This window comes from Amycolatopsis roodepoortensis, assembly GCF_024628825.1.
Classification (GTDB): domain Bacteria; phylum Actinomycetota; class Actinomycetes; order Mycobacteriales; family Pseudonocardiaceae; genus Amycolatopsis; species Amycolatopsis roodepoortensis.
This window is the reverse complement of sequence record NZ_CP102415.1, coordinates 3,823,273-3,838,662: the sequence shown is the minus strand read 5'-3', so window position 1 is coordinate 3,838,662 and position 15,390 is coordinate 3,823,273. Positions and strand designations below refer to the sequence as shown.

The 15,390-nt window shown below is 69.5% G+C and carries 12 protein-coding genes; 3 read left to right on the top strand and 9 right to left on the bottom strand.

Annotated elements, in window-relative coordinates:
- Positions 1-18 precede the first annotated feature (18 nt).
- Entirely contained in the window at positions 19-1,422 is a 1,404-nt protein-coding gene (locus NQK81_RS17800) for an FAD-dependent monooxygenase (protein WP_257489071.1), read from the top strand.
- Here NQK81_RS17800 and NQK81_RS17795 read toward each other — a convergent pair.
- The 3 genes from NQK81_RS17795 to NQK81_RS17785 all read right to left on the bottom strand — a co-directional run bounded on the left by NQK81_RS17795 (position 1,398) and on the right by NQK81_RS17785 (position 4,211).
- On the bottom strand, positions 1,398-2,366 hold the full coding sequence (locus NQK81_RS17795; RefSeq protein WP_257489070.1) for a CHAD domain-containing protein: 969 nt from the start codon (positions 2,364-2,366) through the stop codon (positions 1,398-1,400). The two genes, NQK81_RS17800 and NQK81_RS17795, sit on opposite strands and share 25 nt — an antisense overlap.
- 440 nt (positions 2,367-2,806) lie before the next feature.
- Entirely contained in the window at positions 2,807-3,793 is a 987-nt protein-coding gene (gene dapD, locus NQK81_RS17790) for a 2,3,4,5-tetrahydropyridine-2,6-dicarboxylate N-succinyltransferase (protein ID WP_126736387.1), read from the bottom strand.
- Positions 3,794-3,821: 28 nt separating this feature from the next.
- Positions 3,822-4,211 (bottom strand): hypothetical protein, encoded by a 390-nt coding sequence (locus NQK81_RS17785; RefSeq protein ID WP_257489069.1) that lies wholly within the window; start codon positions 4,209-4,211, stop codon positions 3,822-3,824.
- A gap of 48 nt (positions 4,212-4,259) precedes the next feature.
- On the opposite strand from NQK81_RS17785, the gene dapE reads away from it, so the two are divergent.
- On the top strand, positions 4,260-5,333 hold the full coding sequence (gene dapE, locus NQK81_RS17780; protein WP_126736385.1) for a succinyl-diaminopimelate desuccinylase: 1,074 nt from the start codon (positions 4,260-4,262) through the stop codon (positions 5,331-5,333).
- On the opposite strand, the gene NQK81_RS17775 is transcribed toward dapE, so the two are convergent.
- Entirely contained in the window at positions 5,326-6,213 is an 888-nt protein-coding gene (locus tag NQK81_RS17775; protein ID WP_257489068.1) for an aminoglycoside phosphotransferase family protein, read from the bottom strand. The two genes, dapE and NQK81_RS17775, sit on opposite strands and share 8 nt — an antisense overlap.
- On the bottom strand, positions 6,210-7,463 hold the full coding sequence (locus NQK81_RS17770; RefSeq protein WP_257489067.1) for a helix-turn-helix domain-containing protein: 1,254 nt from the start codon (positions 7,461-7,463) through the stop codon (positions 6,210-6,212). Before NQK81_RS17770 ends, NQK81_RS17775 begins: the two co-directional genes overlap by 4 nt.
- Positions 7,464-7,574: 111 nt before the next feature.
- Between NQK81_RS17770 and NQK81_RS17765 the strand changes: the two genes are divergently transcribed.
- Positions 7,575-8,333 (top strand): DUF3152 domain-containing protein, encoded by a 759-nt coding sequence (locus tag NQK81_RS17765; RefSeq protein ID WP_257489066.1) that lies wholly within the window; start codon positions 7,575-7,577, stop codon positions 8,331-8,333.
- A gap of 199 nt (positions 8,334-8,532) precedes the next feature.
- On the opposite strand, the gene NQK81_RS17760 is transcribed toward NQK81_RS17765, so the two are convergent.
- The 4 genes from NQK81_RS17760 to NQK81_RS17745 all read right to left on the bottom strand — a co-directional run bounded on the left by NQK81_RS17760 (position 8,533) and on the right by NQK81_RS17745 (position 15,319).
- A complete protein-coding gene (locus tag NQK81_RS17760) occupies positions 8,533-9,588 on the bottom strand; it encodes a chitinase (RefSeq protein WP_257489065.1) in 1,056 nt (351 codons plus the stop codon).
- A 203-nt stretch (positions 9,589-9,791) separates the two neighbouring features.
- The gene (locus tag NQK81_RS17755; RefSeq protein WP_257489064.1) at positions 9,792-11,381 is read right to left on the bottom strand and encodes a M28 family peptidase; all 1,590 of its coding nucleotides are present in this window, start codon (positions 11,379-11,381) and stop codon (positions 9,792-9,794) included.
- A gap of 88 nt (positions 11,382-11,469) precedes the next feature.
- Positions 11,470-13,737 (bottom strand): M4 family metallopeptidase, encoded by a 2,268-nt coding sequence (locus tag NQK81_RS17750; RefSeq protein WP_257489063.1) that lies wholly within the window; start codon positions 13,735-13,737, stop codon positions 11,470-11,472.
- Between the two features lie 277 nt (positions 13,738-14,014).
- Positions 14,015-15,319: a helix-turn-helix domain-containing protein gene (locus tag NQK81_RS17745; RefSeq protein ID WP_257489062.1), complete on the bottom strand. Its 1,305-nt coding sequence runs from the start codon at positions 15,317-15,319 to the stop codon at positions 14,015-14,017.
- Positions 15,320-15,390: the final 71 nt, after the last annotated feature.

Here is a 15,390-nt window from a genome sequence, read left to right as displayed (position 1 = left end):
TAATTCACTGGAGGGAAGATGGCCGAGGTACTGATCGCGGGAGCCGGTCCGACCGGGCTCACGCTTGCCATCGATCTCGCGCGCCGCGGCGTCGGCGTGCGGATCGTGGAGAAGGCCGAGACGTTCTTCGAGGGCTCGCGCGGCGACGGGCTGCAACCGCGCACGCTGGAGGTCTTCGAGGATCTCGGCGTGCTGGACGCAGTGCTGGCCGCCGGGCAGGTACCCGTGCCGATACGGATCCACCTCGGTGGCGAGGTCGTCGGGGAGCGGATGATGGCCGAACTCGTCGAGCCGACTCCGGACGTGCCGTATCCGAATGGGTTCTTCCTCGGCCAGTCGCGGACCGAAGGGATCCTGCGCGACCGGCTCGCCGAGTTCGGCGTCCAGGTCGAGCTCGGTACGCCATTGCTCGGTTTCGAGCAGGACGCCGGCGGTGTGACGGCCGAACTGCCGGGCGAGCGGGTGCGGGTCGATTACCTCGTCGGCGCCGACGGCGGGAAGAGTTTCGTGCGCAAGGCACTGGGGATCGCGTTCGAGGGCACCACCGACGAATCGATCCGCATGCTGCTCGGCGATGTCCAGGCCGAGGGGCTCGATCGCGCGTACGGGCATTGGTTCGCGAAGCCCGAAGACCCGATGTCGGGGATCGGGCTCACGCCGCTGCCCGGCGTACCGCACTTCCAGTTCGCCGCGCCGCTGGGCGAAGAGGAGGTCGAGGCGTCGCTCGGCACGTTGCAGGCCCGGCTCGACGAGCTGTCCGGCGGAGGGGTCCGGCTGCACGATCTCGCCTGGTCGACGGTGTGGCGGCCCAACATCCGGCTCGCCGAGCGTTTCCGGGAGGGCCGGGTCTTCCTCGCGGGCGACGCCGCGCACGTCCATCCGCCGACCGGAGGGCAGGGGCTCAACACCGGCGTCCAGGACGCGTACAACCTCGGCTGGAAGCTCGCCGACGGTTCACCGGAACTGCTCGACAGCTACGAGCCCGAACGGCGCGGGGTCGCCGCGCGGGTGTTGAAGATCAGCACCGAAATCCTCGAGAAGTACAAGGAAGGCGCGGACGACGCACACGACCGTGGGGAGAACACGCGTCAGCTCGACATCGGGTATCGCGGCGGCCCGCTCGCACCCGCGGCGACCGGCCGGATCCGGCCCGGCGACCGCGCGCCGGACGCACCGCTGAAGGACGCGAACGGCAAGTCCGTCCGGCTGTTCGAGCTGCTGCGCGGCCCGCAGGCGACGGTGCTGGTGTTCGGCGACGGCCCGGCGCCCGAAGGCGCGCGGCGGATCTTGCCCGCGGGCAGCGCGCTGTCCGACGCGGACTTCGAGGACGTCGGCGGGCATGCCTTCGCCGCGTATGAAGCCGGGAGCGGGCGGCAGGTGCAGATCCGCCCGGACGGCTACATCCGCGCGCTCACCGCCTGAGCGGCCTGGTCCACTTCGGCCCAGACGTCGCGCCACACGGCACGGACCTCGGCGCGGCGCAGCAGTTCCTTCTCCGCGATCCGGCCGGCGATGAAGGCGACCTCCGCGTCGACGGAGGACACGACGCCGCGCATCCGATCGGCGGCGACACAGGCGTCCTGGTGGTCACCGAGCACGGTCTGGAAGTTCTTCGTGGCCTTGATCAGCCGCTGGATCCGTTCCGCCTGCTTTTTCTTCGCGGCGGGCTTGGCCATCTCGGCGGCGTAGCGGAGTTTCTTGCCGTAGATACGAAGCGCGTGAAGGTCGTCATCCGGGGGATCGGCGGGAAGGGCCTTCACGGCCTTCGCGAGCTTTCGATGCGGCTTCGCCAGCCCGGCGACGAGGTCGGCCGAGGTCTGGGGACTTTCGACGTCTTCCTCGGTGGCGGGCTGCCGGGCGAGGCGGCCGATGTCCTGGAGCAGCGAGGCATACCGGGGGCTGGCGAGCGCGCGGGTGAGCCGCCGCTTCGCGACGCCGCGCTCGGTGACGAACTTCGACACCAGACGGCGCGCGGCAGGCTGGTCACGCACCTCGAACTCGGCGACGACCTCGCGGAGATGCCCGATCAGGACGTCGTAGTCGCGCACGTCGCCGAGGCTTTGGCCGAGCCAGCCGAGCTCGGCGCGCACCGGCTCGGCGTCGGGGCCGACGAGGCGGCCCGAGAGCTTGAGGACGCTCCGCATGCGGCGCAGCGCGACCCGCATCTGGTGCAGATCTTCGGGGTCGGCGCCGGACTTGGTGCCCGGTTCGTGCGCGAGGAGCGCGCGGATCTCGACGTCGAGTTTGACCCGGACGTGGGTGGCCGCCGGATCGTCCGGCCCGGCTTTCGCGGGACGGTCGCCGAGCCCGAGCGCGGCCGGAGTGGTCGAAGGGGCGTTCTTGCGCGGCAGGGTCTCGGCTGTCACAAGATGAATTCTAGGTGAACCGGCAAGGTGGTCCAGGCCGTGAGAGAAGCAAGGGACCTTTGCTACCGCCCTCCGGGGGAGAGTGGTAGCAAAGGTCCCTTGCTCTCTTTTGATGCCGCCGAGGATGTCGCGAAAGCTTTTGGTGCGCCGAGGACGTCGCGCTCTTTTTTGGTGCCGCCGAGGATGTCGCGAAAGCCACTTTCGGGACATCAGGCGTCGCGAAAGTGGCTTTCGCGACATCCGAGGGACCCAGGCGGTAGCAAAGGTCCCTTGCTCCCGCGCGCGAAGCGCACCGGGACGTCTAGCGTCCCAAACCCACACTGTCAGTCAGCGTCGCTACGCAGGGTGAGGGGCGTGTGGAAATAGGGACAGTCAACGTCTCTATCTCCACACACCCCTGCCCGCGCGGTAGCAAAGGTCCCTTGCTCTCTTTCCGCAGGTCAGTTGGCGTGCAGGGCCGCGTTCAGCTCGATGCCGACGCCGGTGCGCGCGACGACCTCGACGGCGCCGGTCCCCGAGTTCCGCCGGAACACCGCGCCCGAGATGCCGGACAGCTCCAGCGCCTTCACGACCTTGCCTTCGAAGGTCACCTTCGTGCCCGCCGTGACGTACAGGCCCGCTTCGACGACCGAGTCGTCGCCGAGCGAGATGCCGACGCCGCCGTTCGCGCCGATCAGGCAGCGCTCGCCGATCGAGATGGTCTCCTTGCCGCCACCGGACAGCGTGCCCATGATCGACGCGCCGCCGCCGACGTCGGAGCCGTCACCGACCACGACGCCCGCCGAGATCCGGCCCTCGACCATGGAGGCGCCGAGCGTGCCGGCGTTGAAGTTGATGAAGCCCTCGTGCATGACCGTGGTGCCGTTGGCCAGGTGCGCGCCGAGCCGGGCGCGGTCGGCGTCGGCGATGCGGACACCCGCGGGCACGACGTAGTCCACCATCCGCGGGAACTTGTCCACGCCGTAGACGGTGACGTTGCCGCGCGCCCGCAGCCGCAGCCGGGTCGCCTCGAAGCCCTCGACGGGGCACGGCCCGTGGTTGGTCCACACGACGTTCGCCAGCAGGCCGAAGATCCCGTCGAGGCTCGCGCCGTGCGGCCGGATCAGCCGGTGCGACAGCAGGTGAAGCCGCAGGTAGACGTCGTGCGTATCGCCGGGGGCGTCGGCGAGCCGGGCGATGGTGGTGCGGACCGCGACGACCTCGACACCGCGATCGGTGTCCGGGCCGAGCTGGGCGGCCGCGGCCTCGCCGAGGGCCTCGGAGGCCTCTTCGGCGGTCAGCCGCACCGTGCCGGCCTCGCTGTCGGTGCCGTCGGTCAGCTTGGGTAGCGGGAACCAGGTGTCCAGTACCGTGCCGTCGGTCGTGACGGTGGCCAGTCCGACGCCGGTGGCGCCGGTGGTTTCGGGGTCAGGGGTCTGCTCGCTCACGACCTGAACGGTAACCCAGTGACCGGCCTCAGCCGTCGACGAGGCTCTTCACACTGGTCAGCGCCGTCGCCATGTCGCCGAGCGCTTGGCCGCACGGGCCGCCGGGGGCCGCCTGGTCCTGGCAGTTCGCGGTGCGGAAGGCGGCGATCGGGCGCTCCAGCGCGTCGGCGTGCGACGCCAGGTCCGGGCGGCGTTTGCGGATGGTGCCCGCGGCGCTGAAGAGCTCGGTCACGTACTTCTGACAGCCCTTGGGAGACTCGGTCCCTGGCGCGACATAGCACTGATCGGTGGTCAGCGCCTTGAGCTTGATCGGCAGCACGTCCGGCCCGGTGCTCTGGGTCGGCCGGACCTTCACCGGGACTTCGCTCGATCCGCACCCGCTGAGCACCAGGAGGAGGGCGACCAAGATCGTTCGCATGCGCACTCCTTCACGGTAGTCCCGGGCCCCCGGCGGTACGGTGCGGGCATGCCTTCGCTCGACTTGCACGCCGATCCCGTCGACCTCACCGCCGCGCTGGTGGACATCTTCAGCGTCTCGGAGCAGGAGAAGGTGATCGCGGACACCGTGCAGGCCGCGCTCCAGGCGCAGGCGCCGCATCTCGAGGTGATCCGCAACGGTGACGCGGTGCTCGCGCGCACGAACCTCGGCCGCCCGTCGCGGGTGCTGCTGGCCGGGCATCTCGACACCGTTCCGGTCAACGAGAACCTGCCCGTGCGTCGTGAGGGGACCGGTGACGACGAGATCCTGCACGGTCTCGGCACCGTCGACATGAAGAGCGGCGACGCCGTCTTCCTGCACCTCGCCGCCGCGCTCCGGGAGCCGAGGCACGACATCACCTTCGTGTTCTACGACTGCGAAGAGATCGAAGCGACGAAGAACGGTCTCGGCCGCATCGAGCGCGAGCTGCCCGAGTGGCTGCGAGCCGATCTCGCCATCCTCGGTGAGCCGTCGAACGGCGGGATCGAGGGCGGCTGCCAGGGCACGATGCGGATCGAGATCCGCGTCGACGGCGTCCGGGCGCACACCGCGCGCGGCTGGATGGGCGTCAACGCGATCCACGGTCTCGCCGAGCCACTGCGCAGGCTGGCCGAGTACACGCCGCGCGTGGTCGAAATCGACGGTCTGACCTACCGCGAAGGCTTGCAGGCCACGAAGATCGGCGGCGGTGTCGCGGGCAACGTCGTCCCGGACGAAGCCGTGCTCACGATCAACCACCGGTTCGCGCCCGACCGGAGCGCCGAACAAGCCGAGGCGCACCTTCGCGAGGTCTTCGAGGGTTACGACGTCAAGATTGTCGACTTGTCGCCTGGTGCGCTGCCCGGGTTGAGCGCTCCCGCCGCGGCCGAACTGGTCGCCGCGGCCGGGGGCAAGGCGGTCGCGAAGTTGGGCTGGACCGACGTCGCGCGCTTCGCGGCTCTCGGGATTCCGGCGGTGAACTTCGGTCCCGGCGACCCGACGCTGGCGCACACCCGGCAGGAGAACGTGCGTGCGGGCGAGATCCGGCAGGTCGCCGCGGTGCTGCGCGAATTCCTCAGCTAGCCAGGGCGAGCCATTCGCCGAGGGCCTGCTCCGGGCCGCCGTAGGTCAAATGCGAGATGGCGAACATGGGGGCGACCACGCGGCTCCAGGCGTACAACCTGTCCTCGTCGAGCCCGCACGCGTCCGCCACCGAACGGCAACGAGCCTCGACGCCTTCGTGCCCGGCGCCGCTCACCACGTAGTCGACGGCGTCGAAGCACGGATCGCCCACGCAGGCCTTCGGATCGATCGCGATCAGCCCGCGCGATCCGCCGTCCAAGGCGTTGCCGAGATGCAGATCGCCGTGGAGCAACACGACTCCAGTCTGCGTGTCCAGCAGCTTCTCGCAGCGCTCGATCGCCCGCCGCCACGTGTCCGGGCCGATCCTGGCGGCGATGGCCGGTTCGGCGATCCGCTTGCCGATCCGGTCGAAGGACTCCTCGAACCGGCCGCGCAGGCTCCACGGCCAGTCCGCGGGCGGGGCGACGGAATGCAGCGCGGTGAGCAGTTCTCCCCACTGACCCGGCAGGGCCGACGGCGGCAGGTCCTCGGCCGGGGTGCCCGGCCGGATCTCTTCCAGCACCATCGCGCCGGCGTCCGCGTCGGCGGCGAGGACGCCGGGCACCCGGCCCGAGGGCGCGAACACTCGCAGCATTTCGAGCTGCTTGGTCAGCAGCGCGCCGTCCGGGCTGAGTTTGAGCACCGCCGGTGTCCCGTCGGACCAACGGCAGCGCAGGACGACGGACGAAGCCCCGCTTTCGAACAGTTCGCCGAGCTCGAAGTCCCATCGGGCGGCCAGCCGCGCGGCGAGGGCGGGGACCCCGGCGAGCCATCCGTCGGCGTCGGCACCGAACCGGTTCACCAAACGCGCACTGATGTCGTCCAAGTCCACTTCGGTCACTGGGAAACGTCCTCCTCGGCTCCGAGAAGGAGCAGTCCATGCCGCAGCAGGTCCGCGGCCTCTTCGAAGCGCCCCTGATCGCGAAGGAGCTCTCCCGCTTTGTCGATCGAAGCGGCCAGGACGCCGCGAGTGTCGTGGAGGGCGGCTACGTCGATGGCATGCGCGAAGCCTGCTTCGGCTGCTTCGAGGTCTCCACGGGCCAGGGCCAGCGAGCCCTGCTGGAACGTGAGTGAAGCGGACAGCGGCGAGTCCTCGGGGATGGCTTCGGTCGCTTCGGACAGTAGCGCGGCGGCGTCGTCGAGGCGACCGAGTTCGCGGCAGACGTCGGCGAGCTCCAGCGTGACCGCGTGATCGGGCGCGGCCGCGCGTGACGCGCGAAGGTCGGCGAGAGCGCCTTCGAGGTCGTCGGCACGCCGGTGCAGCGCCCGCGCGAACAGACACCGCGCCAGTACGGGCCGCAGCGCGCGTTCGTGGAGCAGGTCGTGCAGCGCCGACACGGCGGCGACGGCGTCGGCTAGCCGTCCGTCGCCGAGATAGGACTCGGCCAGCCGTCGCTGGTTCTCGGCGAGCTCGGCCAGGATCTCCTCGCCGCCGCGAGCGAGCCGAAGTGCCTCTCCCGCGTGATGCGCGGCCAGAGCGTTCTCGCCGAGGCGGAGCTGCCCGTCGGCGAGGTACGCGTGCAGGGTCAGGAGCAGCACCGGATGCGGATGACGGTCGAGGCTCGCGTCGAGCGCCGTCCGGAGCAGGTGCATCGCGTGATGCGGCTCGCCCCGGTCGATCAGGACATTCGCCCGCAACGCGGCGGCCAGTTCGCGGTACGGCGGGATGTCGTCGGCGAGCGCGGCTTCGGCGGCGGCCACCGATCGCGCCCTGGCGTCGCTGTCGGTGAACCGCGCGAGCCACAGCCAGGCGAGTCCGGCCTGGCGGTCGCGGCCGATCTTCTCGGCCCGCCGGGCCAGCCGCCGCATCTTCGGTGCCGAACCCTTCCCTGTCAGGAAGTCCGCCGCGGCGGCCGCGATGTCCAGATCGAGCCGGACGTCGTCGCGGGGCGACGTCACGCCGAGCAGTTCGCCGGTGTCCACGCCGAGCCGCGCGGCGAAATGGCGGATCGCGTCACCGGAGGGTGTCCGCGCGCCCGTCTCGACGGACGACACGTACGCGGCGGTGTAGTGCGGTTCGGCGAGTTCACGCTGGGTGAGGCCGCGTTCGGCGCGGAGTCGCCGTAGCCGTCCGCCGACCTCCTCGCCCATGACCGAGAACGATACGGGCGGGCGCGCCGAAAGGTTGCGCGCGCGGTCCCACAACCTCCCCAGGCGCCTGCTCGTACTCCTGGATGTGACCGCAGATCTCCGGGAGGACCGATGACCGCGCGCCGGGCAGTGGCTCTCGCCGTGTGCGCCTTGGTGGCGGCCGGCTGCGAAACCCATGCGGTCGCCCCTCCCGTCGTGACACCGGTCGTCGTTCCCTCGCCGACGACGTCGTCCTCCGCGCCGAAGGCGGTGCTGGCGCCGCCGTCCGCCGAAATCACCTTCCCGCGGGCGGGATCCGGGAGGTGGCTGTTCCCGCTCGGCGAAGGTCCGGTCGCGGGGCAGACCGGGAGGTTGCTGCGGTACCGCCTCGCCGTCGAGGCCGACATCGCCGGCGTGAGCGTCGACGGCTTCACCAAGACTGTCGAGCTCACTTTGGCGGATCCGCGAGGCTGGACCGCCGGCGGACGGTGGCGGTTGCAGCGGGTCGGCCCGGACGGTCCGGCCGATTTCACGATCCACCTCGCCACGCCGGGGACCCGGGACGTGCTGTGCGGCAGGCCCGACGGTTACACCTCGTGCCGCAACGGGGACGACGTCGTGCTCAACGTCGCGCGCTGGGCGAACGGCGTGCCCGGTTACGGTGCGTCGCTGACGGTCTATCGGCAGTACATGGTCACGCACGAGGTCGGGCACCGACTCGGGCGCGGCCACGAGAAATGCCCCGTGCCGGGCGCGCTCGCGCCGGTGATGCAGCAGCAGACGCTCGGCCTGCACGGCTGCGTCCCGAACCCATGGCCCTACCCCGATGGGAAGCAGCACTCGGGTCCTTCGGGGGAGTACGACGATCCGATCCCGACCGGCGAATCGTGAGTTACGCCCCCGATCACGCGAGTTACGCCTCTGATCACGCGAGTTCGCCGGTGCCGCACGGCGAGCCCGCGTGACGGAACTCGTGATTCGCGTGATTGAAGGCGTGATTCGCGTGATTGAAGGCGTAACTCACGTGATCAGACGGACGACACGTGTGATCAGACGGACGACTCACGTGATCGGACGGACGGCACGAGGATCAGCGGCCCTGCAGCGACTTCACGTTCTGGCCGAAGGTCCAGTTCCGCGAGCCGTCCCAGTTGATCGACCAGGTCATCAGGCCCTTCAGGGCCGGAATGCTGCGGTAGGCCTGGGAAACCAGGCTCGGCGACATGTAGCCGCCGCCGGCGCCTGCCTGCGCGGGCAGGCCGGGGGCCTGCTTGTCGTAGGGGACGCGGATCGTCTGGCCCTGGATCACCAGGCCCTTGTCGAGGCAGTTGGTCTGCGCGACGAAGCCCTGCACCGTCCCGGCCTGGTAGGAATCACCGGAGCAGCCGTACATGCTTCCGTTGTAGTACTGCATGTTCAGCCACCACAGCCTGCCGTTGTCCGCGTACTTCTTGATGATCGGCAGGTACGCGCCCCAGATCGAGCCGTAGACGACGCTGCCGCCGGTGACGTACGCGGTCTCCGGCGCCATGGTGAGCCCGAAGTTCGACGGCATCGCGGCGAGGACGCCGTCGATGATGCGGATGAGGTTCTTCTGCGAAGCCGAAAGCGTGGTGATGTTCCCGCTGCCGGTGAGGCCGGTTTCGATGTCGATGTCGATCCCGTCGAAGTTGTACTTCTTCAGGATCGGCACGATGGTCGCGACGAATTTGTCCGCCACGGTGGCCGAATTCAGGTCGATCCCCGCGGTGGCGCCGCCGATGGACATCAGGATGGTCGCACCTGCGTCCTTCGCGGCACACATTTCGGACGGGGTCGCGACCTTCACAGTCGCGTCCATCCCGTCCTCCCATTTTGCCGTTCCGTCGGACAGGATGACCGGAAAGGCCGCGTTGATCACGTTGTACCCGTTGGCCTTGATGCGGGCGTCGGTGATCGGGATCCAGCCCAGCGGCGGATGGACGCCGTTCGACGCGCCGTCCCAGTTCTCCCAGTAGCCCTGCAGGACCTTGCCCGCGGGCTTCGATTTGACCGCGCAGACCTCGGCGTCGGGTGACGCCTGCGCCGAGCCCAGTGCGACGAGGGTGGTGACGGCGAGTACCGCCGCGCCGGTGATTGCGAGCAGCCGTGAGACGCGACCGAACATACCCAGCTCCCATCTCGAAAGCGGTTTGAACGAACAGGAAGCGGCCGTTCGGCTCAACATAGGTCGCGATACCCGGCCCACGCTACCGACGATCGGGTGGTCTAGACCAGATATCGAAGAGTTGTCCGGAATTCCCTCTCACGCACGAAGGCCATCCCACGAGGCCGGGTGTCCTCGTGGGATGGCCTTCGCCATTCGGATGGTCAGACGGTGATGGTCCAGCTGTCGAGCGTGCCGGTGTCCTGCGCGTAGGCGTCGTAGAGCACGAGCGTCCAAGTGCCGGAAGCGGCCTCGTTGGTCACGGGGACCGAGTACGTCCTGGTGCCGAGATCCGTGCAGGGCAGGGAACCGGTCGGCTTGACCGAGTACGTGCTGCCGTCCGGCGCCTTCAGGCTGATCCGGAGGTCCTCGGAGCAGGTGTGCGTCCCGGTGATCGACACCTTCACCGGCGAGGTCGCCGCACCCGTCGCGCTGGACGTGATCGGGCTGTTGACCGTCGCGTAGTCGTTCAGCGCGAAGTCGGTGCCGTTGGTGAACGTGCGCACGCTGACGTCGCCGACGGTGAGCGTGTACTGCGCCGTGCGGTCCACCGAGGTCCCGTCACCGGTCACCGTGATCGTGCTGGTGCCGTTGGGGGTGCTCGCCGACGTCGCGATGGTGAGCGTCGAGGATCCGCCGGACTGCACCGAAGCGGGGTTGAACGTGGCGGTCGCCCCGGCGGGGAGGCCGCTCGCGCTCAGCGAAACCGCTTGCGCCGCACCGGAAGTCGTCGCCGTGTTGACCGTGACGGTGGTCGACTGTCCCGCTTGGACGGTGCCGGAGGACGGCGAGAGGCCGAGCGAGAAGTCGGGACCCGTCGACGTGCCGACGGCGAGCTTCCACAGCGCGTACGCGATCGCGTCGCTGTTCTTCTCCAGCGGGGTGTCCGGGATGTTCGACAGCGTGTCGCACGCGCGGTGATAGCAGCTGTCGAACGGCCGCCCGGCGGTGCCGCCCCATTTCTGTTGCTGCGTCGCGCTCTTCGTGTAGCCGGCGCCGGTCGCGAGACCGCCGACCGGGATGCCCGCGCTCTTGAACGAAGCGTGGTCCGAACGGCCGTCGCCCTCGGTGTCGCCCTCGGTCTGGATGCCGATCGTGCGGAAGTACTCGTCGAACACGGCCTTGACCGAAGCGACGTCGTCATAGACGAAGTAACCCCAGTTGTCCGAGCCGATCATGTCGAAGTTCAGGTAGGTCTTGATCTTCGTGCGCTCGGTCTGCGGCAGGCTGTTCACGTAGAACCTGGACCCGCGCAGGCCGGACTCCTCGTCGGCCCACCAGCCGAAGCGGACCCGCTTGGCCATCGTGGGATTCTCGCGGGCCAGGGTCAGCGCGACTTCGAGAATCGAGGCCGAGCCCGAGCCGTTGTCGTTGATACCGGGGCCGGCGCTGACGCTGTCGAGGTGCGCGCCGAGCATGATGACCTGACTGGCGTCACCCTGCGGCCATTCCGCGATGATGTTCTGGTTCGAACCCGCGCAGCTCGTGCACGTCTGGAGCGTGACGTTGTAGCCCGCGTCGCGCAGCTTCTGCGCCACATAGGACACCGACGCCGGATAGCCCGGCCGCCCAGCGGCGCGGTTGCCGCCGTTCTGGTTGGCGATGGTCTGCAACGCGCTCAAATGCGCCTTGACGTTGGCGAGCGAGATGTCCGGTGCGGCGGCGGCCGTGACCGCCTGCGCGGGCGCCGTGACGACACCCAGTACGGCGGCCATGCCGACGATGGCCGCTCCTATTCGCTTTCCCCACTTCATGCCGGGGTCTTCCTTTCCGAGGTGATGGTCCGTGAAGGCCTCCTTCCCTACGCTGAAAGTAGGGAAGGAGGCCTTCACGGAACGGGGATCAGACGGTGATGGACCAGCTGGAGAGCGTGCCGGTGTCCTGCGCGTAGGCGTCGTAGACCACGAGGGTCCAGGTGCCGGCCGCGACTTCGTTGGTCACGTTCACCGAGTAGTTCCGGGTGCCCAGATCGGTGCAGGGCAGGGAACCGGTGGGCTTGACCGAGTACGTGCTGCCGTCGGGGGCCTTCAGGCTGATGCGGAGGTCCTCGGAGCAGGTGTGCGTCCCGGTGACCGACACCTTCACCGGCGAAACCGCGTTGCCGGTGGCGGTCGAGGTGATCGGGCTGTTCACCGTGCCGTAGTCGTTCAGCGCGTAGTCGGTGTCGTTGGTGTAGGTGCGCACGTCACCGCCGGTGCCGACGGTCAGCTTGTACTGCGCGGTGCGCGCGCCGCTGGCCCCGGTGCCGGTCACCGTGATAGTGCTGGTGCCGTCAGGGGTGCTCGCCGACGTCGCGATGGTGAGCGTCGAGGAGGCGCCGGACTGCACCGAAGCCGGGTTGAACGTCGCGGTCGCCCCGGCGGGGAGGCCGCTCGCGCTCAGCGAAACCGACTGCGCCGTGCCGTTGGTGGTCGCGGTGTTCACCGTGACCGTGGCCGACTCGCCCGGCTTGACCGAGCCCGACGTCGGGGTGACGCCGACCGAGAAGTCGTTGCCCTGCGGGGTGCACGAGGTCGGCTCACCGGTCGCCGCGGTGACGCTGATGGCGTCCCACGCCGCCTTGGTGGTGTTGAACTCCGTGCAGGAACCCGGGTACAGCGCGAGCGCCGCTTCCAGGGTGGCCTTGCGGGCCGCCTTGTGGTTCCAGCTGGAGGTCTTCTTCAGCAGGCCGTTGTAGAAGATCTTCCCGGCTTTCTGGATGCCGATCCCGGTGATCGAGGTGTTGTTGCAGGTCGGGCTGGCCGGCTTGCCGACCGGCGCGGTGCCCTCGGCCAGCAGGTAGAACCAGTGGTTCTGCGGTCCGGCGGCGGCGTGCACCTCGGTGTTCGGGATGGACGACGAGTAGCAGTCGGGGTTGCCGGAGATCCGGCTCGGCTGGTTCATGTAGCGGATCGGCCCGCGGCCGACCAGGTTCACGCCCTCGCCGACGTCGTAGTCGGGGGTGTCCTTGGCGTTGTTGGCGTAGTGCTCGGTGATGGCGCCGAAGATGTCACCGGTGGACTCGTTGAGGCCGCCGTTCTCGTTGCCGCTGCCCGCGCCGCCCGGCGTGGTCTGGAAGATGGCGTGGCCGTACTCGTGCGCGACGACGTCCATCGGGGTGGCCTGGCGCTGGCTGTCCGACGAGCGGCCGTAGGTGGTCGAGGAACCGTTCCAGTAGGCGTTGGCCTGGTTGAGGCCGACGTAGGCGGGGAAGCCGCCGCCGTTGCCGTTGATGCCGTTGCGGCCGAGCCATTCGCCCAGCATCTTCCACTCGGTCTGCACGCCGAAGAGCGCGTCGACGCAGGCGGTTTCCAGGTCGGTGCCGGAGCCGTTGCCCCAGTTGTCGTCCGGGCCGCTGAAGGGCGAGCTGTTCTGGCGGGCGCAGCTGATGTTGGTCCGCTGCGGGTCGCGCATCGTGTACGTGCCGCCGGAGTTCGTCGTGTCGATGGCGACGTTGCCGGCGTAGTAGCTGTTCCCGGCGCCCAGCGTGCCGACTTCGTTCGCCGCCGCCTTCGGTGCGGCGGCAGGGAAGTTGGACATCTTGACGTCGTCACGCGTTTCGAGGACCGCGCCGGTCGCGCCGTCCACGAACACGTGCAGGTTACTCGGGTTCGCCGCCTTGGTGCCGGCGACGACGACCTCGTAGGCGAGCTTGGGGGAGTTCCCCGCCAGCACGACGAGCTTCGGCGCGACCACACTGTCTACTTTGGACAGCTGGCCGCGCGCGACCTCGGTCGCCTGCGCCGCGGAGATCCTGGCCTTGGTGTCGACCGAGATCGCCGCGGTCTCCGCGGCGCTGGTGCCGCGGACGCGTCCGGCGCCGTCGGCGACCACCACCGCGTCCCCGCCCACGACGGGCAGGCCACGATAGGTTCGTTCGTAGGCGGCGTAGAAGAGTCCTCCGCCACCGGGGGTCAGCCCGACGCGGCGGAAGTCTTCCTGCGCCCCCTTCCGCAGCTGGTCTACACCAGTCGCGGCGGCCCGGTCGGCCGCGCTCGCGGCCACGGCGTCGGGGCTCGCGGGCTGGACGGTGGCGGTGGTCGCGTTCGCCGGGGTCACCGGGAACGTCATGCTCAGGGCAAGGCCGGCGACAGCCGCCAACCCTGTTCTGAGCCCTCGCTGAACGGTCATGTGAACCTTCCATGGGCAGGACCGTGTACCCGTCCGGCCTTCAGGCGCGGCGGGGAATTCGACCTGGCGGGCGCACGGCGGGGACGGGGAGCGTGCCCATTCGGATAACTGGAGTTATCCCGATGGACACGTCCGAGTAAAGGAGCCGGTCACGAGGTGCGTCAATGGGCCGGATGGCCTAGCGGCGCGGGCGAAGATCCACATGCGGGGAATGAAATGCCTGTGTAGTAAGAGTTTTTCGCGCCATGTGCGATATATGGCGACTTTCGTATGGTTTTCAGCCGGCCGGCCCGAAATCGGACATAGCGGCCGCGCGCACGCCGCGGCGATAGGCCTCCGCGGCTTTTTCGATTAATCCGCGGGCGCGCAACGTGTCGCCCAAATGCAGTGAGGTGGCGACCAGCGCGCCGCGCAGTTCGGACTTTTCCTGTGCGGTGGCGGCTTCTTCGAGGAGCGCGGTGGCCTCGGGCAGGTCGCCGCGCGCGCGGGCGATGAGTCCCAGTAACCGGAGAACCTCGGTCCTCGCCTCGATGTCGGGGGATCGATCCAGAAGCGGGCGGATCCCTTCGGCGAGTTCGGCCGCCTCGTCGAGTTTCCCTTGGCGGCGACGGACATCGGCGAGTTCGATGGTCGCGCCGAGTACGCCCTCGCGTGAACCGGCCTTGGCCAGGAGGTCGCGGGCGAGCCGCAGTTCGGCGTGCGCCTCGTCGAGTTTGCCCAGCCGTCGCCACAGGAAGCCGCGCGCCCAGCGGCATCGGGCGGCGTCGCGGTCGTAACCGAGTGAGGTGAACAGGCGCAGCGCCCGCGAAAGGTCCTTCTCCGCGCGGTCGGCCAGGCCGATCTCCTGCCACAGTTGCGCGGCCTGCCGGTGATAACGCGCGGCGATGTCCGCGTGACGGGCGGAAGGGAGGACGCGACGGCCTTCCTCGGCGGCCCGGCGGGCTCGGCGGAGCGCGCCCATTTCGATCAACGGGTGGATCAACGCGGTCACCAGCGCCAGTTCGGCGTCGGGATCGCTCGCGCCGGTGGCGCGGAGATCGGCGAGCGCGTTCTCCACGAGCGCGACCGACGCGCCCAGGTCACCCGAAAGCGCGCGGCAGGCGGCGACGCGGTTGACGATCATCGCGCGCAGGCGGGGCGATGCGGCATCGGCGAGTTCCATGGCGTGCGCGAATCCCTTGTCCGCCAACGGGATGTCATAGCGCTGCCAGTGGACTTCGCCGAGATGGAAACGCGCGTGACATTGGATGTCCGGCAGCCGGTACTCCGCCGCTCGGCGTTCCACCCGGGCGAACTCGCGCTCGGCGGCTTCGAGCCCGCCCTTCTGCAACTCGCGATACGCGGCCTCGAGCGCGTCGCCGAGTTCTCCGGCGGCGCCAGGTGGCCGGTCGAAACGGAGTTCGTCCGCGGTGAGGCCGAGCCGCTGCGCGAGGTGGGAGAGCACGTCGTCCGAGGGCAGGCGGCGGCCGGACTCGACCTTGGCGAGGAAACCGCGGTCGTAGCGCGGCTCGGCGAGCTCACGCTGAGTCAGCCCGCGTGCCCGGCGCAACCGCCGGATCCGCGCGCCGAGTGGTTCAGCCATGGACGGCACCGATCCACGGTAGACGATTTCCCGCCGGGCATCGGGCTGAGCCGGACGGATATCCGCCAACA

Excerpts from the sequence above, each read along its gene's own strand:
- NQK81_RS17770 (WP_257489067.1), bottom strand. The coding sequence starts at position 7,463 with ATGGGCGAGGAGGTCGGCGGACGGCTACGGCGACTCCGCGCCGAACGC.
- NQK81_RS17755 (WP_257489064.1), bottom strand. The coding sequence starts at position 11,381 with ATGAAGTGGGGAAAGCGAATAGGAGCGGCCATCGTCGGCATGGCCGCC.
- NQK81_RS17765 (WP_257489066.1), top strand. The coding sequence starts at position 7,575 with ATGACCGCGCGCCGGGCAGTGGCTCTCGCCGTGTGCGCCTTGGTGGCG.
- NQK81_RS17785 (WP_257489069.1), bottom strand. The coding sequence starts at position 4,211 with ATGCGAACGATCTTGGTCGCCCTCCTCCTGGTGCTCAGCGGGTGCGGA.
- NQK81_RS17800 (WP_257489071.1), top strand. The coding sequence starts at position 19 with ATGGCCGAGGTACTGATCGCGGGAGCCGGTCCGACCGGGCTCACGCTT.
- NQK81_RS17745 (WP_257489062.1), bottom strand. The coding sequence starts at position 15,319 with ATGGCTGAACCACTCGGCGCGCGGATCCGGCGGTTGCGCCGGGCACGC.
- NQK81_RS17750 (WP_257489063.1), bottom strand. The coding sequence starts at position 13,737 with ATGACCGTTCAGCGAGGGCTCAGAACAGGGTTGGCGGCTGTCGCCGGC.
- dapE (WP_126736385.1), top strand. The coding sequence starts at position 4,260 with ATGCCTTCGCTCGACTTGCACGCCGATCCCGTCGACCTCACCGCCGCG.
- NQK81_RS17760 (WP_257489065.1), bottom strand. The coding sequence starts at position 9,588 with ATGTTCGGTCGCGTCTCACGGCTGCTCGCAATCACCGGCGCGGCGGTA.